The sequence below is a fragment of the Allocoleopsis franciscana PCC 7113 genome (assembly GCF_000317515.1).
Classification (GTDB): Bacteria; Cyanobacteriota; Cyanobacteriia; order Cyanobacteriales; family Coleofasciculaceae; genus Allocoleopsis; species Allocoleopsis franciscana.
This window is the reverse complement of record NC_019738.1, coordinates 4,913,347-4,939,706: the sequence shown is the minus strand read 5'-3', so window position 1 is coordinate 4,939,706 and position 26,360 is coordinate 4,913,347. Positions and strand designations below refer to the sequence as shown.

The following is a 26,360-nucleotide window of genomic DNA, read 5'->3' as shown; positions in this document are numbered from 1 at the left end:
AATGGAGAACAGCTAACGTGAACATTCAACAAGCGTTTAATGCCGCCGCCGCTGATTATGATCGATTACGGCGCATCCTGATTCCGTGCTTTGATGACTTCTACAGAACAGCGGTTGAAATTATCCCTTTTGAACGCAGTGCAGCCCTAAAGATACTTGATTTGGGCGCAGGAACCGGACTGTATTCAGGTATGGTTCAGTCGCTCTTCCCGAATGCCGAGTTCACGCTGCTCGACTTAGCCCCTGAGATGTTAGAAAAAGCGAAGAGCCGATTTAGCAAGATGGGCAAGTCCCCAAAAATCCTGATAGCTGATTATGTCGAAAGTGATTGGGACAGCCCATATAACCTTGTGATTTCTGGTTTATCCATCCATCACCTGTCCGACTTGGATAAAAAGCGTCTTTATCAGCGGATTTACCAAGCGCTGAAGCCTGGGGGTATGTTCATCAATGCCGACCAAGTCTTGGGAAAGACACCCCCCTTAGAGAAGCGCTATCGACAACAGTGGCTGGATTCAGTCCGTACCCTCGGTATTTCAGACGAGGAACTCAAAGCCGCCCAAAAACGCATGGAATACGATCGCATGGCAACCCTTGAGGCACAATTGGGTTGGCTGGAAGCGGCAGGTTTCCAAGATGTGGATTGCTGGTACAAAAATTTCAGCTTTGCCGTCTTTGGGGGATTTTCCAGTCACCAGTTAACAACCCAATCCTTGTGATATCTCCCCTCTGGCTAAAATTTCCGGAATCACCAGCCCCTAATTGGTAGTTAAATTTTGTTACGATAAATTGGGATATTCAGCCATTGGCGACTCCACTCTCGTCTGTCGCTGATTACAAAACCTACTGAAATTGTCCTTGGAGACACTCCTAATGCTGCGACTCGAACATATTAGTAAAATTTACCCTACAGGCGAAGTCCTCAAGGATGTCAACTGGGAAGTCAAAGTAGGCGATCGCATTGGACTTGTTGGTGTCAACGGCGCAGGCAAATCCACCCAACTGAAAATTATTGCTGGGGAGATGGAACCCACGGCGGGAGAAATTATCCGTCCCGCTAGCTTACACATTGCCTACCTCACTCAAGAGTTTGAAGTCGATCCGACGCGCACCGTTCGCGAAGAATTTTGGACAGTATTTAAGGAAGCGAACGCTGTACATCAGGCGATGGTACAAATGCCGCGAGAGATGGAAACGGCGAACCCAGAGGAACTGGATCGGCTTATCCACAAACTAGACAAACTCCAGCGCCACTTTGAAGCCTTAGATGGCTATGGATTAGAGGCTCAAATTGAGAAGATATTGCCAGAAATGGGATTTGAGCCGGAAGATGGCGATCGCCTCGTGAGTGCCTTTAGTGGGGGTTGGCAGATGCGGATGAGTTTGGGCAAAATCTTGCTGCAAAAACCTGACCTCTTGCTGTTAGACGAGCCAACAAACCACTTAGATTTAGAAACGATTGAATGGCTGGAAACTTATCTTAAGGGTCTAAAAACCCCGATGGTTATTGTTTCCCATGACCGAGAATTTTTGGATCGCCTGTGTACCCAAATTGTCGAAACGGAACGCGGTGTCTCGACGACTTACTTGGGTAACTACTCCGCTTATCTGCAACAAAAAGCTGAGATGCAGGAAGCTCAACTCAGTGCTTATGAGCGTCAGCAAAAGGAACTGGAAAAGCAGCAAGTTTTTGTGGATCGGTTCCGCGCTAGCGCCACCCGCAGCACTCAGGCGAAAAGCCGCGAGAAACAATTAGACAAAATTGAGCGGATTGAAGCGCCAACCAATAGCTTAAAAACCCTGCACTTCCGCTTTCCCCCGGCACCTCGGAGTGGTTTGGAGGTGGTGAAAATCAAAGACTTAGTTCATGCCTATGATGACAAAATTCTGTTTTTAGGAGCTGATTTGCTGATTGAAAGAGGCGATCGCGTGGCGTTTCTCGGTCCTAATGGTGCGGGTAAATCGACCCTGCTCCATTTAATTATGGGCATGGAACAACCCACAGAAGGGACGGTGGAATTGGGTAAACATAATGTCCTTCCAGGTTACTTCGAGCAAAATCAAGCCGAAGCTTTGGATTTAAACAAAACCGTCATGCAAACTATCCATGATGAGGTGCCGGATTGGAAAAATGAGGAAGTTCGTACTTTATTAGGACGGTTTTTGTTTAGTGGTGAGACGGTGTTTAAAAAAGTTGAATCCCTAAGTGGGGGTGAAAAAGCGCGTCTTGCCTTGGCGAAAATGCTTTTACGTCCGGCTAATTTACTGATGTTGGATGAGCCGACCAATCACCTGGATATTCCTGCCAAAGAAATGCTGGAAGAAGCGATCCAAAATTATGATGGTACGGTACTGATTGTCTCCCACGACCGTTATTTTATTTCTCAAGTTGCCACCAAAATTGTGGAAATTAGAGAGGGTGAATTTCGCCCCTATTTGGGAGATTACCACTATTATTTAGATAAAATTGCAGAAGAAAAACAGCAAGCTAAACTAGCTGCGATCGCCGCCGAAAAAGCGGCGAAGAAAGCCGCAAAAGCCGCTAAGAAAGCTGACACCAAACGCCGCTAAGGTTGGGTGGAGTCAAGTCCTTAACATAGGGGGTAATGCTTCCGTCTCACAACGTGAAGATACCCCCTAATCATGTTTTGAGTTTATCCAAGAGATTTTAGGCTTAGATACAGAGAGTTTTAGTGTTAGTCTTACTGTGTTTAACTACAGAACTAATGCCGAAATGCACCTTCATAGGGAGAAGCACAAAGTCGCTTTTCCAGTGCCGAAAGCGGCAGCACAATCGGCCAGAAAAGCGTTGCTAGTGCCAAGACTTTTAAACACAAGCGTTTGTCTGACTCCGACAAGCTAGTATCTTGCCTAAAACGTTTAAACCAGCTAGCGAAACATTGGAGCGCTTTAGTAACGTAAAGTGCCGTCAGAATTAGCGATAATTCTTGGTAGCTTGCTGCGTCGATCATAAACATCGACTTAATACCCTTTATATAGTTTGGTTTTCTTGACGATAGACTTGAGACTTTTTTAAAGTCCATAGGCACCCTTTGAACAAAGGTCTCAGGCCGACAAGTAGCGACTTGATTTTGAGCTTGCTCTCTATAAATGTAAGAGATTCCTCTTAAAAAGGAATTATAGCCGTTCTCAAATGGTGTGATAGACACAATGGCAGGGACATAAAGCTGTGCACCCCTACGCCTGCACCTCATCCAATCGAGAAGGGCTATATGGCAATGAAATGAGTTGAATAATAATCCTCTTAATATTAATTTAATTAAAAATGTGTCCTAAGATACAACTTTTTCATTAAATTTAATAAAAGCTTCCGGAAAGCGATAGAACGTATAGGAGTAAACATTTTTCTCGGTATTGCCCTCATCTAGGTATAGATGCGGTGTCGGAGTGTTTCTGTACAATAGAAATCGATGGATTCAGGGGCCAGGGGACTGGTCAGAAACGCCTATCGAGACTATCTACGGCAATCTTCAGGGGTTAAAGTCCAGCCAACTCAAGCAGCTCCAACGGCTGTATCAGCAGCGCTTTCCGAGCGATCGCTTGACAACGCCAGAGTTTGCCCAACGACTGGCTGCCATCAGCACAGACATCAAACAACCCGTCTGTACCTATATCAATCGGCGGGGACAAGTCATTCGCGTGGGAGTTGGTACTCCCTCTCAGACCAAAATCCCTCCACTGGAATTGCCCCGCTACGGTGCAGAACGACTGTCCGGGATTCGCTGTCTTGCCACTCAGCTCAAGTCAGAAACCCCCAAAGAAGCGGCCTTAACCGCCATGGTCATTCAACGACTCGATGCTTTAGTGGTACTGACAGTTACAGAATCAGGATTTGAGCGGCGGGGAGGGGGTGCCACAGGTTATGTCAAAGAGACTTACTTAGCTCACTTGCTTCCTCTGATCGAGCAAGGAGTGCAAAATCCAGATGACCGCCCTCTAGCAACTGGCGTTGAACGGAGCTGGAGTGTGTCGCCACCCCTAAGCTTGGATATACTAACCCAACAGGATTTCCTGGAGTTGGTCGAAGGGCTAGAATCTGAGTTCCGTCGAGAATTTGTTGCCCAACAGGTTGATGTCGATCAAGACCGAGTGCTGATTATTGGGCTGATGACGGACGAGACGACGAAAGAGCGATTTGAGGATGGCTTGGCAGAAATCGCCCGGTTGGTGGAAACGGCAGGGGGAGAGGTATTACAGACGATGCGGCAGAAGCGATCGCGTCCTCACCCTCAAACCGTGGTTGGAGCTGGTAAAGTTCAGGAAATTGCCCTCACCGTCCAAACTCTAGGAGCCAATCTCGTCGTGTTTGACCGGGACCTCTCACCGGCTCAAGTCCGCAACCTAGAATTGGAAACGGGTGTCCGGGTCGTAGACCGTACTGAAGTTATTTTAGATATCTTCGCCCAACGCGCCCAATCCCGCGCTGGAAAATTGCAGGTAGAACTGGCTCAGCTTGAATACATGCTACCCCGTCTCACAGGACGCGGTCAGGCGATGTCACGGTTAGGGGGTGGTATCGGCACACGAGGCCCCGGTGAAACCAAACTGGAAACAGAACGCCGATCCATTCAGCGTCGCATCAACCGACTCCAACAGGAAGTCAATCAGTTACAAGCCCATCGTTCCCGCTTGCGGCAGCGGCGTCAACGACAGGAAGTTCCAACGGTTGCAGTCGTCGGTTATACCAATGCTGGAAAATCTACCCTGTTGAATACACTCACTAATGCTGAGGTTTACACGGCTGACCAGTTGTTTGCCACCCTTGACCCCACCACACGACGCTTACCCATTCCCAATGCCGTAACCGGGGAACCGATGGAAATTCTGCTCACTGATACTGTAGGATTTATCCACGAACTCCCTCCCCCTTTGGTGGATTCCTTCCGGGCCACTTTAGAAGAAGTCACAGAAGCTGACGCGCTGCTTCATTTGGTGGATTTATCTCATCCGGCGTGGCAAAGTCACATTCGCTCTGTCATGACCATTTTGTCGGAAATGCCTGTGACAGCAGGACCTATTTTGGTAGCGTTTAATAAAATTGACCGGGTAGATAGTGAAACCTTGACGCTGGCTCAAGAGGAATTTCCTCAAGGCGTATTCGTCTCTGCCAGTGAGCGGTTTGGGCTGGAAACACTGCGTCAAAAATTAGCTCAGTTAGTTCATTACGCCCTCAATCCTTAGTAAAATCCTTCCAGCCCTCACTCAAAAGAGATATTTTGCCTTCGTGAGAGTGTAGAATGAACTGTTAGGGTCGTCCGCACCTCGTAGAGCTGACAATGGCACAACTGTTGCCACAAGGTCAGTTTTTTCGTTTTTGCCCAGATGACGAACAAGAAAAATCTTTGGGGGATGGTGATACCATAAATTACCTTGCCCCGATCAGAGATTATTTCAGGGGTCAGTGATCAAAATGTGCTTTGGATTGGGAAAGGCGCATTACTCATCGTACCGCCACGATTAATCAATCGGGCAAATCTAAAACAAGACTAACTTTACAGTTTGATGCTTCGTTCTGGCGACGCTGAGATTTTAAGTTTTTTAGAGCAAATCCAGCTGGCTCGAAACCTTGCAGTTGGCTTACGATGCTATCGTCTAAGAACCATGTGCCTAAATTTGGCACGCTGGCTGAAATTGGATCAAGAACAAATCCGCCAGCTCATTTTCTTGAGTTACTGCCACGGTCTGGGGAAAATTGGTATTCCTGACTCGATTCTGCTCAAACCCAGTTCTCTGAACGAGCAGGAGTGGGCAAAAATTCGCGAGTACCCAGAAGTGTCCGAGCTGATCTGTAATCAGCTTCCCGTTCTCAGGGAGTTCGCCCCTTTAGTTCGCTCTCATCAAGAGCGACTCAATGGTACAGGCTATCCCGATGGGTTGCAGGGCAATGAAATTCCTTATATTGTTCAGGTTTTCCAACTAGTCAACATCGCGGATGCGATTATCAGTAAGCGGCTTCATCGTACCAGCAATACCTCTGCGAGCGATCGCCCTTACTGGATGCAGGCTGTTGAGGAAATTACCAAAGAGATGGAGGTAGGAGCCAGAGACGCGGATCTGTGTGAGAAGTTTTTCCGGTTTCTGGAGCTTTACTACCGGGGCGGTGGTTGATTTGGGGCGAACTGGGAACTTATCCCCAGTCCTCAGTCCTCAGCTCCAACTTCTGTAAACTAGATACTCCAACTACATCAGTGAGGTTATATTGCAACGGTGTCACAGTGATGTATTTATCACGAATGGCCTGGACATCGGTAGGCACATGTTCGGGGAGATGGAGATGGGCCGGTTGTTCGACATCTTCGAGAACTTCACCGGCTAACCAGTAATAGGTTTTGCCCCGTGGATCAACCCGTTTCTCGAAGGTATCAAAATAGCGGCGAATACCTTGACGGGTGATGGTGACTCCGGCGATTTCTTCTGGCTTGAGGGGGGGGACATTCACATTCAGCAGCATCACTTCAGGTAGAGGCTGCTTGGAGAATTGGTGAATGAGCTGCTTGGCAAACAGTGCGGCAGATTGAAATTCCTGGGAGGTATGACTAGCCAGACTGAAAGCAATACTGGGAATGCCTTCGATCACGCCTTCCATCGCCGCTGAGACAGTGCCAGAGTAAAGGACATCTGTACCCAGGTTAGAACCGTGATTGATGCCAGAAAGGACAAAATCCGGTGGGCCGTCAATTAATGCCCCCAACGCCAGCTTTACGCAGTCTGACGGCGTTCCTGAACATGCCCAGGCTTTGATCGATGGGTGAAAGATTGACTCAACTTTTTCAGCACGAATCGGGTCGTGTAGAGTAAGACCATGACCTGTCGCCGATCGCTCTCGATCCGGACAAACAACCGTAACATGATGGCCTGCTTGGGCAAGCGTATCGGCGAGGGTACGAATACCCAGTGCGAAAATCCCGTCGTCGTTGCTGATGAGCAATTTCATGAAAATGTAATGTCGCCGCAAAGATGAAAGTCGTTGTTTGATTCTATCTTGAGGCTTGGGTTGCAAGACGGCTTTTAGCGATCGCGACAGTTAAACAACCCATAGCTCCTCCTCAACTCAGCCTTTGGCAATACCGCTAAAAGAATGACAGCTCAGATAGGTACACTGGTAAAGGTAATTAGCTTCGGTAACTTTCTTCACGACCTAGCATGACCATTTCGCCTGACGAGCTTGAGACTCAATTAGCCGCCATCAAAGAAGAAGCACTTTCCAAGATCACTGCTACTGATACCCTAGAACAATTAGAACAATTACGCATCAGTTACCTGGGCAAGAAAGCGCAACTGTCTCAGGTTTTGGGGGGTATGGGCAAGCTAGCACCAGAAGACAAACGTCGCATTGGTGCTTTTGCCAATGTTGTGAAAGAAGCCCTGCAAGAGGGCTTAGAAAAGAAGCGCACTGAATTACAAGCCGCCCAAATCCAAGCACAATTGGAAGCCGAAACCCTTGATGTGACGATGCCAGGGGTTTATCGCCCTCAAGGTCGAATTCACCCCCTCAATAGCACGATTGATCGGGTGTTGGATATCTTTGTGGGATTAGGTTATACTGTCGCCGCCGGTCTGGAAATGGAGACGGATTACTATAACTTTGAGGCACTCAATACTCCCCCTGATCATCCAGCTAGGGATATGCAGGATACGTTTTACCTGCCGGATGGTAACTTGCTACGCACTCATACCTCTTCCGTGCAGATTCGCTACATGGAAGCCAATGAACCCCCGATCCGAATTATTGCACCCGGTCGAGTTTATCGTCGGGATACGGTGGATGCCACCCATTCGGCTGTGTTTCATCAGATAGAAATTTTAGCCGTAGATGAAGGGATAACCTTTACGGATTTGAAAGGAACTCTCAAAGAATTCTTCCAAGATTTGTTTGGCGAGGAGATAGAATTACGCTTCCGCGCCAGTTATTTCCCTTTTACTGAACCTTCGGCAGAAGTAGATGTGAAATGGAGAGGGAAATGGTTAGAGATGGGGGGTTGTGGCATGGTTGACCCTAACGTCCTCAAAGCCGTCGGCTACGACCCTGAGATTTACACGGGTTTTGCCGCTGGTTTTGGCGCAGAACGCTTTGCTATGGTACTGCATCAAATTGATGATATTCGCCGATTGTATAACAGCGACTTGCGGTTTTTGCGACAGTTCTAAAAAGTCTGAAAAAGCGTAAAAGATGAAGGATGAAAGGAAGAATAGTTTTCGGCTTTAATCTCTCGATTGATACACGAAAACTTGTTCGACCTTCAGCCTTCAACCTTAAGCCTTGACTAAAACTCCAGGTTCTTTTTGGATGGGGAGGACATCTAAAATATCCGTCTGAGCACAATATTTTAGGTCTTCATGGCAATCGAGACGCAACAGGCGTTTGCCGTGGCTAGCATGGTGGAAGAGTTGTAATAGTTGGTCTTTCCATTGGGAGTAAAGTGCGATCGCACCGATGACTTCATCATTTCCTGCCAATTCGTTTAGGGGTACGTCGAGTTTTTCCTGGAGACTGTGAGCGATCGCACCGGCACAAGCCGTATCCTCTAAAGAAAAACTGCCTTCCCAACCTGAGCCAACAAACCACACCGTCTCTGGCTGTTGAGCCAAAATATACTTTACGGTTGCGAGGCGATTGATAAAGGCTGTTGCCAGAACGATTGGGGCATTCTGCACGCATTGTAAAGCACGGGTGCCATTGGTTGTACTAATGAACAATCGCCTTCCCTGGACTCGTTCAGGGGTACAATCTAGGGGAGAGTTACCCAAGTCACAGCCAGCCACCATAGCACCGCCGCGTTCTCCGGCGCGAAGACGTTTTTCGGGTGGCCACTGTTCGCTGACTTGCATCAGCTTTTCCATATCACTGAAGGCTTGGATAGCCTCAGCACCTGCATTTAAGGCGGTGGCGATCGTGGTTGTAGCTCTGAGAATATCAAGCACGATCGCACAGTCTGGCACTTGATCGGTTGGAGTCAATTCTGGGGTGTGGTAAACGAATAACTTCACTGGCGGACTGTACCTGCATAGTTAACTGCCGAGATATCATTCTATGGGTCAGCCCTACCAAATTCCTAATGTGACTCGTGACTAAAATTCCTGACTTTGCATCGCGCTAAATCTCCCGACGGAACGCTCTAATCGCTTCTCCAGCATCGGTTTCTGCCATCAAAATGCAGCGTCGGAGCAAATTAAGATTGAGTTCACTAAGTCCGGGTAGCTGGCTGTGCTCAAGGGGTTCATAGCTGCCGTCTTGAAGATGATACAGCTTTAGCAATCCATCTTCCCAAAACCAAACCTCTGGAACACCCAAAGCTTTGTAACGTTCTAACTTACTGATACCACCACTGGTGAAGACGACTGCGATGGACAAATCTGGAATTGACTTCACGCTCCCAATGCAGTAAGACTCGTCTGCTTGAGCCGAGACAACTCCTGGTTTTTCCTGAGTCATTGCCCCTGTCGGCTTAAGGAAGATTCCCCGTTCGACAAGAAAGGTAGTCACTAAGTAACCAATAACGCGAGCAAAAGTTTCGTGGTCTTGTCCCGGCATGAGAATCTCGATCGCCCCGTCATAGTAAAATAGCCGCACCCCAGGAGAACCTTCAAAGCCCTTCTGGATCAACTTAAACTGTTCCCAGGTTCCATGATGAACAATTCGTTGGTCGGTGGTTTTGTCGAGTAGTGGGGGCATGGCACTCACTTCCGGCTATCCTTTCTTTACCAGCAATTGTGGCATATCGTTTGCAAGCCCGATTATCTCGTCGGGAATTGCATAAGGCTTGCGAATAGCCTTTTTGGAAGGTAGGGCTATCAGTTCGACAGCTTGGTTTTACCATTGTTAGAGTCTCCTTGGATAGGGGAGCCAGAAGTCAGCAGGAAGACTGGACAACTTGATACTGGCTTCTGACGCTTTTAGGTTTGTGGAGGGTTGGATAAGTCGGTGTATCGTTGCTGCCAGATGGCTTCAAGGCGGGAGAGTGCATCTTCGGAATAGCGCTGTGCTTCTTGCAAAATGGACTGCCAGAGGGTATCGAGGGTGTTGAGGTTGGGACAGTAGCGAATTAAGGTGCGACAGGCGGAAATCCACTGTTCTAATTTTCGGTAACTGACGAAGTAACCGCCTTTTCCTTGGATGTGTATCCAGAGGACGTTATGCCATTTTTCCCAATTGAGGATGCGCTCTTGGTTGATTTTCAGGTGTTTAGCGATTTGTCTGAGGGTGATGACAAAGGTTTTGGGGTTGATGCGGTGGCGTAGCGATTGCATGGTTGTAGGGTTGGGGTTGATGCTAAAACGGCTGGGTTGACCTCTTTCCATCTCATCTACAATGTAGATTGTATTCTGTAAATTACATCCTACATTGTAAAATGTCAATTAAAGAGTTAAGAATGCTTATGAACTCCTATTCTTCCCCTCCATATTTGAATTCAGCCTGTTCAGCAATTAAGGTTAGGTACTTCGATGTAGCTAAGGTTGGCTCGTATGCGCCTTTTTCCCACTGGCTGACTGTTTGCTGGTAAACACCGAGCCTTTCTGCAAACTCTACCTGTGTCAGACCCATGTGAAGACGCAATGCTTTGATCAGGTCACTATTCCACAGCACGGTGTCACCCACGCGCTGAACTTGGTAGCCAGTAGTCGGTTTACGAAATGTCACTCGTTGCCCAGCAAGATCCACCTCCTCAACGCGATATCTGGCTTCCATCCAGGCTGAGGCTTGCAGTGCGCCTTTGCTGCGATTGCTCCACCATGCCCGTTTACTCTTGGCTGAGTCGGGCAAGGGGTTATTCATCAGAGCCTCGATTTCGGCAAAGGTGAGGATGACTTCACTTTGATCGCTGCCACGCAGAAATTCGAGGAGTGGCTGGTACTTGCTGCCCTCCTTCACTGTGTCTTCTCCTATAGATTTGTCTGCTTGCTCAGTATAGTAACGAAAAGGCTCCTACTTGGTGTTATAGTGTGGCTCCCCTGCCAGTAGAGAAGCCCCTGAACTCGTCATAGCTTTGTCACCTGTAATCGTGGCTAAACTCAAGAAATAAATGTTTTCAACAAAACCTTTCAAGCATGGTCGTATCGGTAATTTGCATCTCTCACAGACACAGACCATAATTTCGACACCATGTTTGTTCCCAGTGGTATGTCTAGTTACTGGTACGACAGCTAAGGGAGGCGGTTTGTGGAAGTACGTTCTTCAAGCAGACGAATCTAATGGTTTGCTGCGTCGTAGAAAGGCAGTGCCATTGATGTCTCAAGTGCTTCATTTTCTGGACTTTATTCCCAACAGACCTCATGTACTAGACAAGTGGCGAACGAAAGGTATTAAGCAGTTTTATAAGGACGATGTGAAGCTTGAGCAATTCGCTTCTCCACTATTTCTCGATTCTGGTGGTTTTAAGCTTCTTTGGAACAAGAGTGTAAATCTGTCTGCCTATGGGCTGTCCATCGAAGATGGAAAAGGTTCACAGACGATTCTAGAATTGCAGAAAGACTTTAATGGTGATATCGTCGCCACTCTAGACTATCCTTTACCTCCTGGTTTAGCACGGGCAGAGGCTGAGGAGCGTATGGAGAGAAGTATAGAAAATGCTGTTAGTGCAGCTAAAGAACTTCGGAAAAGGTTAGGCTATCAGCCCTTTCTCTACGTTGCTGCTCATGGTCAAGACCGAGACAGTATAGGAAGCTATGTAAAACGGGTGTTCGATAGGTTCCAAGCAGAAGGTTTGGAAGATTATCACTTCGGATTAGCCGTTGGCTCGTTAGTACCTCTGCGAGGAGGACATAAATATTCTGCAATCGTTAACCTTATACAAGGCTTGCAGGAGAATATTCCAGAAGAACGGCGGGACAAAATACCCATCCACGTTTTTGGTGTTACGGGCAATATAGTACCCCTTTTAGCCTATTTAGGAGTAGATAGCTTTGATTCCAGCACCTATATTCAAGAAGCTAGAAGCTTAAGCTACATAGACCCAAAAACTGGACGCACCCAGCCAGTTCTGGAAATGGAGAAATTAACCTGTGATTGCTGTGTGTGCGAGCAGGCAAACCTTGAAAATATACAAAATGCACTGACATCTGAAATTCGTGGTCTTGCCGTCCATAATGGTCACTTCAAAAGCAAATACTACGGTGACATTGCCTTACATAACTTGGAAATGGATTTCCGAATTGTTAAAGAGACTAGGAAGGCCATAGAAGACGATTCATTACAGGAACATCTTATAAAACACGCGGAAAAGTTTCCTCAGCTTCGACCTGTGTTGGATGCAATCGCTCAAGAAGATGAGAGTCTGCGAGTTAGGCTATCACGCACGATAGTCTCGATGCCTCAAAAGTCCAAACCCAACGTAGATGAACGGATTGTTTCTCTCAGATACACGCCGGATCATTTCGATATTCTGAAAAATGGTTACCAACCACCAAAAGACAAGCGAGTGCTGCTGATTATCCCTTGTTCAGGTGGCAAGCCATATTCTAAGTCCCGTTCCCATCGCCTGATCGCAGAACGCCTTGAGCAAGGTTTAGGTGAGAAGACGAAACTGATTCAAAAAGTGACACTTTCTGGACTCTACGGTCTTGTCCCAGAAGAATACGAGCAGGAAGAAGCTGTTTTGGGGTATGACTTTCGCCTAGAGGCATTCAATAAAGAGCAAATTACCTTACTAATCAAGCGTTTAGTGACTTACTTGAAGCGTCACAGCGGTCACTATGTTGCCTGTATAGGTTACGCTACCAGTAATGCATATCGTACCGTTTTAGAGCAAGCTGCTAAAGAAGTATCTTGTTTACAGGTGCTTCCGGTTAAGCCTAAGACTCGTAGAATGACCGAGTTTTTCCGTAAGGAAAATGTGGCTGAGTTGGTAGAACACGTTAGATTGGCTCTGGAGGGTTCACAATAGTAGAGTAATTTGCTAACTTAGACTGTGTGAAAGGAGCAAGTTTAATGAAGTCTTTGGAAGACATTATAGACGATAAGATTGGTGAAGTTCGTACTGAATCTCTTGATTTAACCTTCGGCGAAATTGTAAATTTACACGCAACTAGAGAACTTGTAATTCAACCAGAATATCAACGTCTTTTTCGTTGGTCTGATGATCAAAAGTCACGTCTAATAGAATCAATACTTCTAGAGCTGCCTATTCCTCAAATATTTGTGATTGAAAGAGAAACTGGTGTATTTGAGTTAATTGATGGTTTACAAAGAGTAAGCTCAGTTATCCAATTTATTAACCCTGCGGTTTTAGATTTAGATCCTCTTGTTCTTCAAGGTTGCGATTTAGTCACAGAACTTAACGACAAGAAATTCGATGATTTATCGTTAAGGCTTAGACTTACGATAAAACGCTCATCTGTGAGAACAGTGGTTATTAAGCGGCAAAGCAGGTTCTTTTTACGATACACAATGTTTAAACGTCTTAATACAGGGGGAGTGAGTTTAGATCCTCAAGAAATTCGTAACTGTTCGGCTAGGATGGTCGGTGAAGATGGAACTCGCTTTTATTCATTTCTTCAAAACAAAGCCACTCATCCTGCTTTTCTTAATTGTATAGAAAGTTTGGCACAAGTTGAAAAAGATAAAAAAGGAGACGAAGAACTTGTTTTACGTTTTTTAGCAACAAAAAATGCTCGACATCTGTTTAAGGAGAGTGTTCGGGATTGGCTGGATAACTATATGGAAAAAATTCTACTTAAAGACATAGAGTTTGACTATGAAAAAGAGGAGATAACTTTTAATAAAGTCTTTATATATTTAAGTAATGCTTTGGGTGAAGGTTCATTTGTTAAATATAGAGGAGATAAACCTATTGGTGGTCTTGCTCCTGCTTATTATGAAGCTATTACAATAGGTACTCTTAATGCAATAGATGAAATTATTAACCTTCCAATAGAGCTAGTTAGAAAAAAAGTAATAGCAACAGTTCAAACTGATGATTTTAGGCAAAATACAGGTCCTGGAGCTAATAAGCGAAGTAAGTTAGAAGGAAGAATTAAAGTTATTCAAGATGCTTTGTTAGAACTGACCAATGAGTAAATGGTTGAAACAGCTAGAAGACGATCTAAATTGGAGAGAGACAGAACTTGCCATATTAAAAAAGCAAGCTATTCTAGCTTCCAAAGATTCTGATAGATACCGAGTACTGCTTCGGGCAATGTGGGCGCTTCTCTACGCACACTACGAAGGATTCTGTAAGTTTGCATGGGATGTATATCTGGAAGAACTGCAAAAAGCAGGTGTCAAGAGAAAAGACTGTAAAGATGAAATAGCTAAACTATCACTTCAAAAGAAATTCAAGGCATTAAAAGGGAACTTGTCTCCAGAAAATCTCTGGAATTTTGGTCAGACAGATTTTGAAATAATGCTAGAAGATAACCTAGATTTTTATCAAATTAGTCTAGAAACACAATCAAATCTCTATCCTAGCTTATTTAAGGAAAATGTAATTCAAGCTGGTCTTACTTGTACCTTAGTGGATAAATATAAAATTGAACTTAAATCATTAGTCACGAGAAGAAATGAGATTGCTCATGGTGAAAAAATGACAATAAAGAACATTGATGAGTACAAAAAATATGAAGATGCAGCTTTAGAGGTCATGCATGAATTAGCTATATCAATTATTGAATGTCTAGATAAAAAACTATATTTAAAAAATCCTTGACGAAGTCTGTGATATTGAAGCGTAACACTAATCGCTCTTTCTGAACTCAATTCAGGTGAATCGTCAGGCCGACTCATCTACTGCTCAAAGCTTCAGAGGTTCTCAAGGCAAGGATTGATGAATGCGATCGCGAAGTGTGCGCGAAGCATATTCGCTATTCGCTCCAAAACGGCACAACAGGCGACCCCCGATCAATCGTCTCCATTGCCAAACCTCTGTCAAAATCCATCAGCTCACGCCGTTACCCCTGGAAATCTGGTACCAACATCAAGGGTTTCATCTCTCATCGTCAATCCATATTCAAACGGAAGTTCCCCCGTACAGATGAACTACAAAAGGAGAAAAAGCTTGAGTGACGGGAACTAGAGCCATTTACTCCCAGAAAGCCGTACCCATGTTTTTAAGAATTTTTTAAGATTTTGGCGGGGAGATTTCTGGGACAATAGTAGCCATGTATATTGAACGAGTCCCTAACAGAAATTCCCCTCCCGCCGTCCTCCTACGCGAGTCCTATCGTGAAGGGGGTAAAATCCGTAAAAGAACTTTAGCTAACCTGTCGAAATTACCGGATACCGTCGTTGATAACTTGAGAATAGTACTCAAAGGCGGCGCAGCTATTGAAAATCTCTCCGAATCATTCTCTGTAGAAAGAAGTCTACCTCATGGTCATGTAGCTGCGGTTTTAGGAACAATCAAAAAACTGTCTTTGCACCATCTAATCTCACCCTCAAATTCGAGAAAACGAGCTCTAGTTTTGGCGATGATTGTGGCACGTCTCATTGAGCCTCGTTCCAAGTTAGCCACAGCCAGAGGATTGCACAGCGAAACGTGCAATTCATCGTTAAGTGAACTGTTGGGCTTAGAAAAAGCCGATGAGGATGAATTGTATGAAGCAATGGATTGGCTGGTATCCAAACAAGAATTAATCGAAAATGAGTTAGCCCTAAGACATCTATCCGAAGGAGCTTTAGTTCTCTACGATGTGAGTTCAACTTACTTTGAAGGAACTCAATGCCCTCTCGCTAGATATGGCTATAATCGGGATAAAAAGAAAGGATTTTTACAGATTGTATTTGGCTTAATCTGCGACAAGCTTGGTTGTCCCATCGCTGTGGAAGTGTTTGAAGGCAATACATCGGACACAACCACACTCACAGCTCAAATTGAGAAAGTACGTCACCGTTTTGGCCTACAACAAGTCGTTTGGGTTGGCGACCGAGGCATGATTACGAATACCCGGATTCTGGCAGAGTTTCAACCCGTTGAGGGACTCGACTGGATTACAGCTCTTAGAGCTAGTCAAATTCGGAAACTTCTTGAACAAGAAGCTGTTCAACTCTCATTATTTGATGAAACTGACTTAGTAGAATTTTCTTGTTCTGATTACCCCAGTGAGCGGCTAATTGCTTGTCGCAACCCGATGCTTGCTCAAGAAAAGTCTTTGACTAGAATTGCTTTATTACAGGCGACACAGCAGGAACTCAATAAGATTGTTATCGCCACTTCACGAGATAAACGCGCCCTCAAAGGAGCCGACCAGATTGGACTGAGAGTGGGGCGAGTTCTCAATGCTACATGTGTGGGGAAATACTTTAATATTGCCATCACTGAGACAAGTTTTTCTTACTCATTGAATGAAGCGGCTATCGCCAATGATTCGGCTTTGGATGGAGTCTATATTATTCGGACTTCAGTCAAACCGGAGACTTTAGATGCGGCTCAAACGGTGAGAACCTATAAAAGCCTTTCTACTGTCAAACAAGCTTTCCGCAGTTATAAAACTATCGATTTGAAAGTACGTCCAATTTATCACCGTTTAGAACAGCGCGTCAAAGCTCACGTCTTCTTGTGTATGCTGGCTTATTATGTGGAGTGGCACATGAGGAAAGCTTTAGCTCCACTGCTGTTTGACGATGAAAAAGTCACAGTTGAACCGGAGGGAAAAAGTTCAATTGTTGCTCCATCTAAGCGTTCAAAGAAAGCCCGCGCTAAGGCAGCGACTAAAAAGACACCTGAAAAGCTTCCTGTCCATAGTTTTCGGACTTTAATGACTGATTTAGCAACGATTGTCAAAAATAAATTCCAGTCTAGTGGTCTGGAGACTTCTCTAATGTTTGAGAAAATTACTCAACCGACTCTACTCCAACAAAAAGCGTTAGATTTGTTAGAAGTTTCCTTAATTTGTACCCAGTAACAGCCGAGGAGTTGAGTCTCTCCCTCTCTCACAGCATAGGTTGTAGTTTTTTGTCAAAGGGGAACTTCCGTTCAAAATTTGCCACAACATACTAAAAAACTGTCACACTAAGAATAGATGACAGCTTCTAGCACCCCTTAATTTATAGAATTTTTGCTTTTTTCTAAAAGCGGATGATCGGACTCGAACCGACGACATTCAGCTTGGGAAGCTGACGTTCTACCACTGAACTACACCCGCAAACATTTATCTGTCATTATACAATGCTTGTTCATCGAGAAGCCACCTTGGCAGGTGCGATTGCCTATAGCACTACCCAAAGAGCGATCGCGCCTCTCTCGATGAATGCCTCAAATAAATAGCCTGTGATGGAAAACACAGAGCGACCATGACCCGTAAAAGACTAGACAACAAAATTTTGTTGCATCCTATAAAGTATATGCAATTGTCACGACGGGTGCGCCGCTGAGGTCAAAGCTATCAACGAGTATCAAGGATGTTTAACGCAACTGAAATTTTAATAAATGCCTTTGTGCAAAAACTGCGGGAAGGTTACCGCCGGACTTATGGGGGGCTAAAAACCGATAACGAAGACATTATTGCATGGGCCGGAAGCATGGCAATGGAAAATATTGCCAACAGCGATGCTCTTTATCACAATGTTGAACATTCCATTATGGTTGCCTTAGTGGGACAGGAGATTTTACGAGGCAAACATATCCGCGAAGGTGGCATAACGTCCGATGACTGGTTGCACTTTATCATCTCCTTGGTATGCCATGACATTGGCTATGTCAAAGGTGTGTGTCGCAGCGACAAGGAAACGGAAAGACTCTATGCCACAGGTCAAAATGGAGAAATGGTGTATCTTCCACCCGGAGCATCAGATGCATCCCTCACTCTCTATCATGTAGATCGGGCAAAACTATTCATCGATGAGCGGTTTGGAGGTCATAAACTGATTGAAGCTGAAGTCATTAAGCGCAATATTGAATTGACTCGTTTCCCTGTGCCGATAGAAGGCGACCATCGAGATACAGTGAACTTTCCTGGATTAATTCGCGCTTCTGACTTGATTGGTCAAATGAGTGACCCACGCTACCTGAAAAAAATTAGTGCTCTATATTACGAATTTGAAGAAACAGGTGTTAATCAAGCGCTAGGATATCGGCATCCTGGAGATCTGCGTCGGAACTACTCTATGTTTTACTGGAATGGAGTATACCCTTATATTCAACAAGCTTTACGATACCTAGGGCTGACGCAGCAGGGTAAACAAATTGTTGCCAACCTCTACTCGAATGTGTTCGTCATTGAACATGAAAAAAGTGAGGAAGAAAATCGGCAACTGGCACAACAAGTTTACTAATAACCTTCTAACAACATGAATTGGTGGCAGAAACTCAAAAAGAATCCACTTGCCCGATTAGGAGCATTGCTGCTTTTGATCTTCTATATAAGCGTCATCGCCGCTGATTTTGTTGCTCCCTATAATCCTTATGAACCCCAAGTAGATGGTTCGCTGCTACCCCCTACCCAAATTTACTGGCGCAACCAAGCCGGACAGTTTATCGGACCGCACGTTTATCCCACTACTCAAGGGCCAACGGATCTAGAAACAGGAAAGCGCGAAATCAAGCGCGACCTTTCCAAACCATCGCCAATACGCCTTTTTGTGAGAGGTGCCACTTACAAACTCTTTCAACTGCGACTACCGATAGGCCCCAAATTTGCCTTAGTAGACGTGATTGGAGGAATTTCTTGTGACCTACATTTATTTGGCACGGTGGGTGAAGGCAAAATTAATCTATTAGGGACAGATGAACAGGCTCGCGACCAGTTCAGCCGCCTCTTGCATGGTGGTCGGATTAGCCTCAGTATTGGCCTAGTCGGTATCGCCATTTCTTTTCCCATTGGTCTATTCGTGGGTGGAATTTCTGGCTATTTCGGGGGATGGACAGATGCTATCTTGATGCGCTTCGTTGAAGTGCTGATGACGATTCCATCGCTTTATCTCCTCGTCGCCCTTGCCGCCGTGCTACCTTCGAGTATCACCAGCGCCCAGCGGTTTCTATTAATTGTCTTCATTACTTCGTTTATTGACTGGGCTGGCATGGCGCGAGTGATTCGAGGGCAGGTTCTTTCCATTAAAGAGCGGGAATTTATCCAGGCCGCGAAAGCCATGGGAGCCAACCCCTTCTACATCATTGTTCGCCATGTTTTGCCCCAGACGGCAACCTATGTCATTATCAGGACAACACTGGCGATTCCTGGCTTCATTGTCGCCGAATCCGTACTGAGCTTGATTGGTCTCGGTATTCAGCCACCCGACCCCTCTTGGGGGAATCTGCTGTCGGTGGCAACCAATGCCTCCATGTTGGTGTTACAACCTTGGTTGGTTTGGCCTCCGGCGCTGCTGATTATCCTAACGGTGTTGGCCTTTAATTTGTTGGGGGATGGTCTGCGCGATGCTCTTGATCCTCGAAGTCTTCAGCGTTAGCAGTTTTGTTCCTGCCCACTGAAACCGGATTGAGAAACCTTTCGCCCCGAAGTCTGTTCGGCAACCTGCTTGCCTTCAGTCAACAAATAATCCAGGAAAGTCCGAGCCACAATCGACAGTTGTTTGCCGTTGGGATAGATGGCATACCAATAGCGCTCGATGGGAAAGTGTTGTGCATCTAAAACGGCCAACTGACTGATCGGGCCTTCCAGCGCTATTGTGTGCAGCGATAAGATAGAAATTCCTAAACCCCCGGCGATTGCCTGTTTAATAGCTTCATTACTGCCTAAATCCAACTGCACTTTCAATGACAGCTTATGCTCATCGAACAGGGATTGCACGGCCTTGCGCGTTCCGGAACCAGGTTCCCTCATAATGAAAGGCTCAGCTGCAATCCGTTCAATCGGGATATTTTTTTCCTGAGCGAGGGGATGATTGGCGGGTGCCAAGACAACTAAGGGGTTGTCCAGAATTCGCTTGTAGGTAACCTCAATACTGTCCGGCAGTTGACTCATCACATACAAGTCGTCCAAATTCTCATTCAGGCGATTGAGGATATGCTCGTGGTTGGTTACCTGGAGAGAAACATCAATTCCTGGATAACGCTTGCAAAAGGGTCCCAATAAACGGGGCACAAAATATTTTGCCGTTGTAATCACGGCTAACCGCAGGCGTCCCTGTTTCAGACCTTTTAAGTCTGCTATCGTCATCTCAAACTGGTCTAATTTTTCAAAGACTTCGCGACAGGTCTTGACCAGTTCTTCTCCAGCTTGTGTAAGATAAAGACGCTTGCCAACTTGATCGAAAAGAGGCATTCCTACAGCTTTTGTTAACTGCTTAACCTGCATCGAAACGGTGGGTTGGGTGAGAAAGAGTTCCTCTGCTGCTCGCGTAAAGCTATTGTGCCGAGCGACCGCTTCAAAGACCTTTAGTTGGTGCAGTGTAGATTGCTTCAAGGATGCTTCTCCTGCCAAAAATTTATAGATTTTAGTCTATTGTAATCATAAAAAACTAAGTTTTTATCTATAGATATTCCAAGTTATCATTCTGATTACTGGAACAAGTGACAGTCTTCCTTCCAAAGGGTGTTGCACAGTTACTTGGAAGTATACGATGGAAGAGTTTAGTCTATTCCTACCCTGTACTTTACAGGAGACGCGACTCTTTCATCTTCTTCGGTCTGTGCAACCCTTTTCTTTTTAGCAGTACCCAATAATATTAAATCGGCTGGCTTCAGAAATGTAGGTTCATCGCTAGCAGGAGAGCGAAGGAACTAGGGGCAACAAGATTAATAACCATTCCCTTGCAGCCAAAAGTGATATAAAAAGAAATTCTGCTCGATAGTAGGGATTGTGGCTCCCAAGTTGGCAGATAATGGGGTAATCATCATAAATCTTTGGGGCTGGACAGCTTTCGCAAATCTGGCAGTTCAACCAGTTCTTTTTCCGTTTCCTTAACACTAATCGGTAACCGGAGGGGTTGAGGTTGTTCCTCAATGGAGCAACTCGCAAAGGGGAGAGCTCTCTCTAAATCCTCTAGAGGTCTTGTGACAATAGTAACGGCAACCAGTTCACCAATCCGCTGGGCTTCTGCCATGCCAACTTGTAAAGCCATCGCTACCTCTGCCACCCGACCCCGGAAGATCACCGTACACAAGCCTGCTCCAATTGTCTCGTAACCCGTTAACTCAATATCGGCGGATTTGAGCATAGCATCGGCGGCACCAACCACAGCGGGAAATCCCCGCGTTTCCAATAAACCCACGGCATGACTACTATGGCGGGGGCGATGAGGTTGAGATGCCTCATCCAGTAAGTGAGAACCGATAGGAAATATAACTTCTAAATTAGGGAACGGTCGGGGAATGACGAGAGAGGAGAGCAGTTGGCCTTCTCGCTTCGCATGTTCTACACCGGCTTGAACCGCAATCCGCACCTCTGCTGTTGCCCCCCGAACAATGGCTGTACAGTGACCACTGCCAGTTTTCTCAAACCCAATCAGTGTCACCCCAGAGGATTTGAGCATCGCATCCGCTGTGCTCACGATGACAGGAAAACTCAGGGTGGAGACCAAGCCTAAGGATGACTGCATACGGCGATGATCACGAGCGCCAAGGGCATTGTGCTGGGTTAAAGGGTCTTGGGGGACCATCCCCGGTCGGTAGGACTCCATGACTATGACCTCTATAGTAGTTGTTGGTTGTTAGTTGTTGGTTAGACGGCTTGCAAAAAGACCAAGGCATGGATTTTTAACAATAGATAGGTGACTTTTGCCATAGGTCTGTTGTTATCAAGTCTAAGAGCTCACAACTAAAAACTAACAACTCTACAAGTTAACCGTCTTCGGGGGGACGGTTTAAGGATGAATTGGAGGGAAACAAGGTCTTGAGAATTCGATCCAGGCTACCCTGCCCGTAAACAGGTTGACCCGCTTCTGAAGTCGGTTGTGCTGCCGTTGGTTCAGTTGGGGTGTCTTCCTGGGGCTGGTATCCTTGTCTCTCGTCGTCGGATGTTACCGTTCGGTTGGAAGGGGCTTGCCCATTGAGCGATTCGGAACCTGTGGGTGAGCTATCTATCCTAGGGTTCACGAACGTTGATGGGTGAGTGTCGCTCTCGTTAACGCCGCTCATAGGGCTAGTGGACGAGTCAGGCAAGCTCACAGTTGTAGTGCTATGGGTGTGGGGGGATACTGGGGAGACCTCAGAAATTTGACGCCCTTTGTCTCCAACCACCGAAGCGGCTGGCACCACTTGCCATGGCTCAATGGATGAGTTCCAAACGGTGGTGATGGCACCGATACAGGCATGGGCTCCGATTTTGCCCTTGCCAATGATCAGGACACCAGCACCTAAATTTGCACCTGCTTCCACTTCCAGGGTACCTCCGTGAGCATGAAGGACTGACCCCATGCCGATACACACACCAGATGCTATGACAATCTTACTATCTGGATCGGCTCGTAAAATCACTCCCGGCGCGATCGCGGCACTAGCATCAATGCTCACATCGCCTTCCGCATATACATGAGAGTTACTGCTCCATGGCAGTGCAGGCAAATGCATTCTTATTAATAACGATGAAGGATAAAGAATGAAGGGTCAAAGCGGAAGGATGAAAGATGCCGCATGAAGGGGAATAAATTTTCTTGAATCCCAGACTTGCTCAGGTGCTAATACCAAAAGGCTTGACCACCCTATGTCACTTATTCAGATTTTCCATCCTTCAGCCTTAACACTTCATACTTTTTTAGTTAGGCGATTGAATAATCGTCTCTACGACGCGCCGCTTAGCTTTTGGGTCAATCCCAATCATCCGCACATACTCATCGCTATGTTCAGCCATGCAGCCTTCTAGGCCATTGAGAACTTCCGATATTTGATTCGATTGAATAGGACTACAGCTTTGCCAAGATCCTACCCGGAAGCGGCGCTTATCTGCATGTTCTGTGCCAATGGTGTAGCCTTGAGCCAAGAGTTGACGGATTTGCTCAACGGCTTCTTTTTTTAAAGATGTGCCAGAGGAGTTTAAACGTCCAGATGTTGCAGGTTCTGCGGTTCGTGAGGAATAGCTAGAGGAGGTGCCTGCCCCATTGGCGGCAGAAGATGAACTTGCTGCTTGCCGTTTGCTACCTGGTCTTTGGATAATTTCCTCCATAACCCGGCGTTTAGCCTTGGGGTCAATGCCAATCAGGCGGACATACTCACCCTCGTGTTCGTCTAGGACGGCTTCTAGGGCGCTGATCACCTCGGACTGGCGCTCGGAGTGAATTGAGGTGGCACTCTTCCAGGAACTGGTGCGGAAGCGGCGCTCATCGGCATATTCGACTCCAATCCGGTAACCTTGGGCTAACAGTTGCCGTACCGTTGTGGTTAGGTCTGAACCTAATCCTGCACTGGACGTTGAGGCCGAACTTTGACGACCCGGAGCGGTGGTGCTAGAGCTATTACGGGAGGCGGTAGCTGTGCCGTTCATTGAGCCGTTATCGCCCGGTCTTTGGATAATTTCCTCCAAAACCCGGCGTTTAGCCTTAGGGTCAATCCCGATTAGGCGCACATACTCACCGGCATGTTCTGCCAACGTTTCTTCTAGGGCGTTGATCACCTCGGACTGGCGCTCGGAGTGAATTGAGGTGCCACTCTTCCAGGAACTAGTCCGGAAGCGGCGTTCATCGGCATATTCAACCCCAATCCGGTAACCCTGAGCGAGCAGTTGACGGATTTGTTGTTGAACGTCTGAATTTAATCCTGTAGTTAAAGACATGGAACTATTAGAACTAGAACTATGAGAACTATTGAGATGGTGTGAAGCGTCTGCGGCTTGCGCTTTGAAGGAAGCGCTATTGCCTTCGCTTACAGCATTGGAGTCAGACTTAGGAGAAATTTTATTTCGGAGCGGTGCAATACAGGCTTCATCCTCAGCACATTGATAACCGGTCCGTAATGTTTCGTTAGAGGCTACGACATACAGAGCAAACTGCCGATCCTCATCCTCGACATCTGGCAAGCGATCCGCCTGCTGCTGGCTGTTAATCACCGCCCCTGAAGGCACATATTTACCGGGGGGAATTTCCACATCCTGAACTAAGGCGTGCATCATCACAATACAACCGCTTCCGATCCGGGCATTGAACACCGTGGAACGAAAGCCGATGAAGCAATCATCCCCGATGTAAGCTGGACCGTGAATCAGGCACATGTGGGTAATGGAGGTATTTTTCCCAATCCAGACTGAATAGTTCTGCTGGTCGTCTCCTACTACTAGACCCTTTTCCAGGCCATGCATCACAACGCCATCTTGAATGTTGGTTCCCGCCCCAATGTAAAACGGTCCCCCTTCATCGGATCGAATGGAAGTTCCCGGTGAAACCAAAACATTCTCTCCGATATGTACATCCCCAATAATGTTAGAAAAAGAATGTACGTAAGCAGTTTCATGAATTTTAGGTTCCGCCAAACTGCTTGACCACGGGGTCGGCGGAGCCGCGTAGCTGCGGACTGCCATAGAGTCTTCCTCCTATCTGAAAAAGCGATATACAAGGGTAAGGGATAGGCTTGAAAGCGAGTAGACGAAAAAGGATAAGGTGTGAAGTTTGAAGTATGAAGTCATTGAACATTTCTGTAGGATGGGGTGCCTCCTGACTCTCCTGTCCGAACCAAGTGCTGTTGGGTTGGATTAAGGATGTTGGAGTCACAAGTTTTTTCCCATCGACAACACAGAAGATTTAGCCTTCATCCTTTATTCTTCATCCTTTAAGGCTTTTGCCACTAACGTTGGTGAGTCCTAGCTGCTTAAAGATCGCTTCTAACACTCCAACGTTATCACTCTTGTAACCTACTAACGATATTGATCTTTTTTGCCGTAGAGAACTTGATTATCAACACTCACGGTATCGATAATCCCTACTACCATGGCGTCGATCGGACGAGTATTTTCACCCACCTGACGAGCCGCACTCCCACGGCTCACCAGAACCCACTCATCCATTCCCGCACCGACAATATCTGCTGCCACTTCGTACTGGGGCAGTGGCTGTCCCTCTTCATCCAGGAGTTGCAACAAGAGGAACTTAACGCCTCTTAGACTCGGTTCTTTGTGAGTACTGACAACCGTGCCGCGAACTTTGGCAATTTGCATTAACCCTCCAAATTTGGGATTTTAGATGCAAGGATTATTCCTGTTCATCCCACCTCATTGGGGATTTGAAATGATTAATCCGCAGCTCAGTTTTGATGTTCTCTCGCTGATTGCCAAAATTATTTAATCCAAATCAGGTGCGAAGACAGCGCCTTAATGGGTGATCGGCAATCTAAAATCTCAACGGATTTGATTGTCCTACGGGCGGTTGAGCGGACGGATGGCATTCGTACTCTCGCGGAACTGCTGCACATCTTCGGTGTAGCGAATTGGCAGAACGTATTCCAGGTTTTCATGAGGACGGGCAATAATATGAGTAGACAAGACCTGACCCCCATTCACCCGCTTCACATTATCCACTCCAGCAGCTACCGAGGCTTGTACCTCAGAGACATCCCCCCGCACAATTACCGTTACACGTCCACTCCCAATTTTTTCGTAACCGACTAGGGTGACACGAGCCGCTTTAACCATTGCGTCTGCGGCTTCAACAACAGCAGGAAAACCTAACGTTTCTACCATTCCGACGGCGATTGACATGAATTTAGCTCCAAGATCCTAAGATTTTTTTGATTTATATGTGTTGCTAGAACAAGCGCGAAGAAAGTCAACCGACTCAGTCGGGGCTATTCGCTAAAAAGTACGGAACTGCTCAACCGCTTCGCTATAACGAATCGGCAGGACGTACTCTAAGTTCTCATGGGGACGAGCAATGATGTGGGTTGATACAACCTCACCTCCATTAACTCTGTTAGCGGCTTCAACCCCAGCCGCAACTGAAGCTTGCACCTCAGAGACATCTCCTCGAACAATCACGGTGACGCGAGCGCTACCGATTTTTTCATAACCCACAAGGGTGACACGAGCGGCTTTCACCATCGCATCTGCCGCTTCGACAACAGCCGGAAAGCCTTTCGTTTCAATCATTCCTACAGCAATTGGCATTAGTGCTTTTCTCCTGTGGATTCCTCAAATACAGCATCGACCCATCAATCTTTAGAAAAAATCGGACGAGGGGTGCAATTTTTACGGTGAGAAAGTTCTCTCATTTAGTGCTAAACCCAGCATAGAGAAGCTTGGTGCACTTTATCAATATAATTTATTATAATAATTCTCAATGAAACAGGTTAAAAAAACTTAACATTACGTGTTTATCGGCTATAGGATTTAAGGAAAACGCCCTGTTTTCGAGAATGGACGCTTTTGATTTATAATTTCTTTATAAATTCTCTAAGATGGAATCCTAGTACCCAAAATTCCTGACAGTTGACGATTATGAGAAAACTTTACGGCTGATGGGTACAGACCTGAACTGAAGAAGTTTCCCTACTTAAACTTATAAGTTAATTTTATGAGTTTGATTAGGTTTG

General features: G+C 46.2%; 24 protein-coding genes and 1 tRNA gene. 11 read left to right on the top strand and 14 right to left on the bottom strand.

Annotated features, from left to right (window positions below):
- Positions 1-17 precede the first annotated feature (17 nt).
- Together MIC7113_RS20310 and MIC7113_RS20305 are read left to right on the top strand one after the other, a co-directional pair.
- Entirely contained in the window at positions 18-719 is a 702-nt protein-coding gene (locus MIC7113_RS20310) for a class I SAM-dependent methyltransferase (protein WP_015184054.1), read from the top strand.
- Positions 720-873: 154 nt separating this feature from the next.
- Positions 874-2,571, top strand: a complete 1,698-nt coding sequence (locus MIC7113_RS20305; RefSeq protein WP_015184053.1) for an ABC-F family ATP-binding cassette domain-containing protein — start codon at positions 874-876, stop codon at positions 2,569-2,571.
- 152 nt (positions 2,572-2,723) lie between these two features.
- Here MIC7113_RS20305 and MIC7113_RS36695 read toward each other — a convergent pair whose 3' ends face one another.
- Entirely contained in the window at positions 2,724-2,978 is a 255-nt protein-coding gene (locus tag MIC7113_RS36695) for a hypothetical protein (RefSeq protein ID WP_155898058.1), read from the bottom strand.
- 490 nt (positions 2,979-3,468) lie between these two features.
- On the opposite strand from MIC7113_RS36695, the gene hflX reads away from it, so the two are divergent.
- Both hflX and MIC7113_RS20290 read left to right on the top strand, forming a co-directional pair.
- Entirely contained in the window at positions 3,469-5,202 is a 1,734-nt protein-coding gene (hflX, locus tag MIC7113_RS20295; protein ID WP_041781068.1) for a GTPase HflX, read from the top strand.
- A gap of 321 nt (positions 5,203-5,523) precedes the next feature.
- The gene (locus tag MIC7113_RS20290; protein WP_015184050.1) at positions 5,524-6,129 is read left to right on the top strand and encodes an HD-GYP domain-containing protein; all 606 of its coding nucleotides are present in this window, start codon (positions 5,524-5,526) and stop codon (positions 6,127-6,129) included.
- Between the two features lie 19 nt (positions 6,130-6,148).
- Here the strand turns inward: MIC7113_RS20290 and surE are convergent, their stop codons facing one another.
- Positions 6,149-6,955 carry a 5'/3'-nucleotidase SurE gene (gene surE, locus MIC7113_RS20285; protein ID WP_015184049.1) on the bottom strand — a complete coding sequence of 269 codons (807 nt, stop codon included), beginning with the start codon at positions 6,953-6,955 and terminating at the stop codon, positions 6,149-6,151.
- Positions 6,956-7,164: 209 nt separating this feature from the next.
- Here surE and pheS point away from each other — a divergent pair, with 209 nt between their 5' ends.
- Positions 7,165-8,169, top strand: coding sequence for a phenylalanine--tRNA ligase subunit alpha (gene pheS / locus MIC7113_RS20280; RefSeq protein ID WP_015184048.1), 1,005 nt, complete (start codon positions 7,165-7,167; stop codon positions 8,167-8,169).
- 105 nt (positions 8,170-8,274) lie between these two features.
- On the opposite strand, the gene MIC7113_RS20275 is transcribed toward pheS, so the two are convergent.
- From MIC7113_RS20275 to MIC7113_RS20260, 4 genes are all read right to left on the bottom strand, one after another.
- A complete protein-coding gene (locus MIC7113_RS20275; protein WP_015184047.1) occupies positions 8,275-9,009 on the bottom strand; it encodes a 2-phosphosulfolactate phosphatase family protein in 735 nt (244 codons plus the stop codon).
- A 106-nt stretch (positions 9,010-9,115) separates the two neighbouring features.
- Entirely contained in the window at positions 9,116-9,694 is a 579-nt protein-coding gene (locus tag MIC7113_RS20270; RefSeq protein ID WP_015184046.1) for a Uma2 family endonuclease, read from the bottom strand.
- Between the two features lie 221 nt (positions 9,695-9,915).
- The gene (locus MIC7113_RS20265; RefSeq protein ID WP_041781067.1) at positions 9,916-10,269 is read right to left on the bottom strand and encodes a hypothetical protein; all 354 of its coding nucleotides are present in this window, start codon (positions 10,267-10,269) and stop codon (positions 9,916-9,918) included.
- 136 nt (positions 10,270-10,405) lie between these two features.
- A complete protein-coding gene (locus MIC7113_RS20260) occupies positions 10,406-10,891 on the bottom strand; it encodes a helix-turn-helix domain-containing protein (protein WP_015184044.1) in 486 nt (161 codons plus the stop codon).
- A 151-nt stretch (positions 10,892-11,042) separates the two neighbouring features.
- Between MIC7113_RS20260 and MIC7113_RS20255 the strand changes: the two genes are divergently transcribed.
- The 4 genes from MIC7113_RS20255 to MIC7113_RS20240 all read left to right on the top strand — a co-directional run bounded on the left by MIC7113_RS20255 (position 11,043) and on the right by MIC7113_RS20240 (position 16,857).
- Entirely contained in the window at positions 11,043-12,902 is a 1,860-nt protein-coding gene (locus tag MIC7113_RS20255) for a tRNA-guanine transglycosylase (protein WP_015184043.1), read from the top strand.
- Between the two features lie 44 nt (positions 12,903-12,946).
- Entirely contained in the window at positions 12,947-14,035 is a 1,089-nt protein-coding gene (locus tag MIC7113_RS20250; protein ID WP_015184042.1) for a DUF262 domain-containing protein, read from the top strand.
- Positions 14,028-14,663: an MAE_28990/MAE_18760 family HEPN-like nuclease gene (locus MIC7113_RS20245; RefSeq protein ID WP_015184041.1), complete on the top strand. Its 636-nt coding sequence runs from the start codon at positions 14,028-14,030 to the stop codon at positions 14,661-14,663. Before MIC7113_RS20250 ends, MIC7113_RS20245 begins: the two co-directional genes overlap by 8 nt.
- A gap of 451 nt (positions 14,664-15,114) precedes the next feature.
- Entirely contained in the window at positions 15,115-16,857 is a 1,743-nt protein-coding gene (locus MIC7113_RS20240) for an IS1634 family transposase (RefSeq protein ID WP_015184040.1), read from the top strand.
- A 168-nt stretch (positions 16,858-17,025) separates the two neighbouring features.
- Here MIC7113_RS20240 and MIC7113_RS20235 read toward each other — a convergent pair.
- Positions 17,026-17,097: transfer RNA gene (locus tag MIC7113_RS20235), tRNA-Gly, on the bottom strand.
- Between the two features lie 256 nt (positions 17,098-17,353).
- Between MIC7113_RS20235 and MIC7113_RS20230 the strand changes: the two genes are divergently transcribed.
- Together MIC7113_RS20230 and MIC7113_RS20225 are read left to right on the top strand one after the other, a co-directional pair.
- Positions 17,354-18,226 (top strand): Npun_R2479 family HD domain-containing metalloprotein, encoded by an 873-nt coding sequence (locus tag MIC7113_RS20230; RefSeq protein ID WP_015184039.1) that lies wholly within the window; start codon positions 17,354-17,356, stop codon positions 18,224-18,226.
- 15 nt (positions 18,227-18,241) lie between these two features.
- Positions 18,242-19,357, top strand: coding sequence for an ABC transporter permease (locus tag MIC7113_RS20225; RefSeq protein WP_015184038.1), 1,116 nt, complete (start codon positions 18,242-18,244; stop codon positions 19,355-19,357).
- Here MIC7113_RS20225 and MIC7113_RS20220 read toward each other — a convergent pair.
- The 7 genes from MIC7113_RS20220 to MIC7113_RS20190 all read right to left on the bottom strand — a co-directional run bounded on the left by MIC7113_RS20220 (position 19,354) and on the right by MIC7113_RS20190 (position 25,935).
- A complete protein-coding gene (locus MIC7113_RS20220) occupies positions 19,354-20,313 on the bottom strand; it encodes a LysR family transcriptional regulator (RefSeq protein WP_015184037.1) in 960 nt (319 codons plus the stop codon). The genes MIC7113_RS20225 and MIC7113_RS20220 overlap by 4 nt on opposite strands.
- A 430-nt stretch (positions 20,314-20,743) precedes the next feature.
- Entirely contained in the window at positions 20,744-21,529 is a 786-nt protein-coding gene (locus MIC7113_RS20215) for a BMC domain-containing protein (protein ID WP_015184035.1), read from the bottom strand.
- 160 nt (positions 21,530-21,689) lie between these two features.
- Positions 21,690-22,418 (bottom strand): hypothetical protein, encoded by a 729-nt coding sequence (locus tag MIC7113_RS20210; RefSeq protein ID WP_015184034.1) that lies wholly within the window; start codon positions 22,416-22,418, stop codon positions 21,690-21,692.
- A gap of 184 nt (positions 22,419-22,602) precedes the next feature.
- Positions 22,603-24,357: a ribulose bisphosphate carboxylase small subunit gene (locus tag MIC7113_RS20205; RefSeq protein WP_015184033.1), complete on the bottom strand. Its 1,755-nt coding sequence runs from the start codon at positions 24,355-24,357 to the stop codon at positions 22,603-22,605.
- Positions 24,358-24,690: 333 nt separating this feature from the next.
- Entirely contained in the window at positions 24,691-24,990 is a 300-nt protein-coding gene (locus MIC7113_RS20200; protein WP_015184032.1) for a EutN/CcmL family microcompartment protein, read from the bottom strand.
- 198 nt (positions 24,991-25,188) lie between these two features.
- Positions 25,189-25,530, bottom strand: coding sequence for a carbon dioxide-concentrating mechanism protein CcmK (locus tag MIC7113_RS20195; protein WP_015184030.1), 342 nt, complete (start codon positions 25,528-25,530; stop codon positions 25,189-25,191).
- Between the two features lie 93 nt (positions 25,531-25,623).
- Positions 25,624-25,935, bottom strand: a complete 312-nt coding sequence (locus MIC7113_RS20190) for a carbon dioxide-concentrating mechanism protein CcmK (protein ID WP_015184029.1) — start codon at positions 25,933-25,935, stop codon at positions 25,624-25,626.
- Positions 25,936-26,360: the final 425 nt, after the last annotated feature.

Excerpts from the sequence above, each read along its gene's own strand:
- MIC7113_RS20290 (WP_015184050.1), top strand. The coding sequence starts at position 5,524 with ATGCTTCGTTCTGGCGACGCTGAGATTTTAAGTTTTTTAGAGCAAATC.
- MIC7113_RS20255 (WP_015184043.1), top strand. The coding sequence starts at position 11,043 with ATGTTTTCAACAAAACCTTTCAAGCATGGTCGTATCGGTAATTTGCAT.
- MIC7113_RS20265 (WP_041781067.1), bottom strand. The coding sequence starts at position 10,269 with ATGCAATCGCTACGCCACCGCATCAACCCCAAAACCTTTGTCATCACC.
- MIC7113_RS20210 (WP_015184034.1), bottom strand. The coding sequence starts at position 22,418 with ATGCATTTGCCTGCACTGCCATGGAGCAGTAACTCTCATGTATATGCG.
- MIC7113_RS20195 (WP_015184030.1), bottom strand. The coding sequence starts at position 25,530 with ATGTCAATCGCCGTCGGAATGGTAGAAACGTTAGGTTTTCCTGCTGTT.
- MIC7113_RS20190 (WP_015184029.1), bottom strand. The coding sequence starts at position 25,935 with ATGCCAATTGCTGTAGGAATGATTGAAACGAAAGGCTTTCCGGCTGTT.
- MIC7113_RS20225 (WP_015184038.1), top strand. The coding sequence starts at position 18,242 with ATGAATTGGTGGCAGAAACTCAAAAAGAATCCACTTGCCCGATTAGGA.
- MIC7113_RS20200 (WP_015184032.1), bottom strand. The coding sequence starts at position 24,990 with ATGCAAATTGCCAAAGTTCGCGGCACGGTTGTCAGTACTCACAAAGAA.
- MIC7113_RS20250 (WP_015184042.1), top strand. The coding sequence starts at position 12,947 with ATGAAGTCTTTGGAAGACATTATAGACGATAAGATTGGTGAAGTTCGT.
- surE (WP_015184049.1), bottom strand. The coding sequence starts at position 6,955 with ATGAAATTGCTCATCAGCAACGACGACGGGATTTTCGCACTGGGTATT.
- MIC7113_RS20205 (WP_015184033.1), bottom strand. The coding sequence starts at position 24,357 with ATGGCAGTCCGCAGCTACGCGGCTCCGCCGACCCCGTGGTCAAGCAGT.
- MIC7113_RS20270 (WP_015184046.1), bottom strand. The coding sequence starts at position 9,694 with ATGCCCCCACTACTCGACAAAACCACCGACCAACGAATTGTTCATCAT.
- MIC7113_RS20215 (WP_015184035.1), bottom strand. The coding sequence starts at position 21,529 with ATGGAGTCCTACCGACCGGGGATGGTCCCCCAAGACCCTTTAACCCAG.
- pheS (WP_015184048.1), top strand. The coding sequence starts at position 7,165 with ATGACCATTTCGCCTGACGAGCTTGAGACTCAATTAGCCGCCATCAAA.
- MIC7113_RS20230 (WP_015184039.1), top strand. The coding sequence starts at position 17,354 with ATGTTTAACGCAACTGAAATTTTAATAAATGCCTTTGTGCAAAAACTG.
- MIC7113_RS20240 (WP_015184040.1), top strand. The coding sequence starts at position 15,115 with ATGTATATTGAACGAGTCCCTAACAGAAATTCCCCTCCCGCCGTCCTC.
- MIC7113_RS36695 (WP_155898058.1), bottom strand. The coding sequence starts at position 2,978 with ATGTTTATGATCGACGCAGCAAGCTACCAAGAATTATCGCTAATTCTG.
- MIC7113_RS20245 (WP_015184041.1), top strand. The coding sequence starts at position 14,028 with ATGAGTAAATGGTTGAAACAGCTAGAAGACGATCTAAATTGGAGAGAG.
- MIC7113_RS20305 (WP_015184053.1), top strand. The coding sequence starts at position 874 with ATGCTGCGACTCGAACATATTAGTAAAATTTACCCTACAGGCGAAGTC.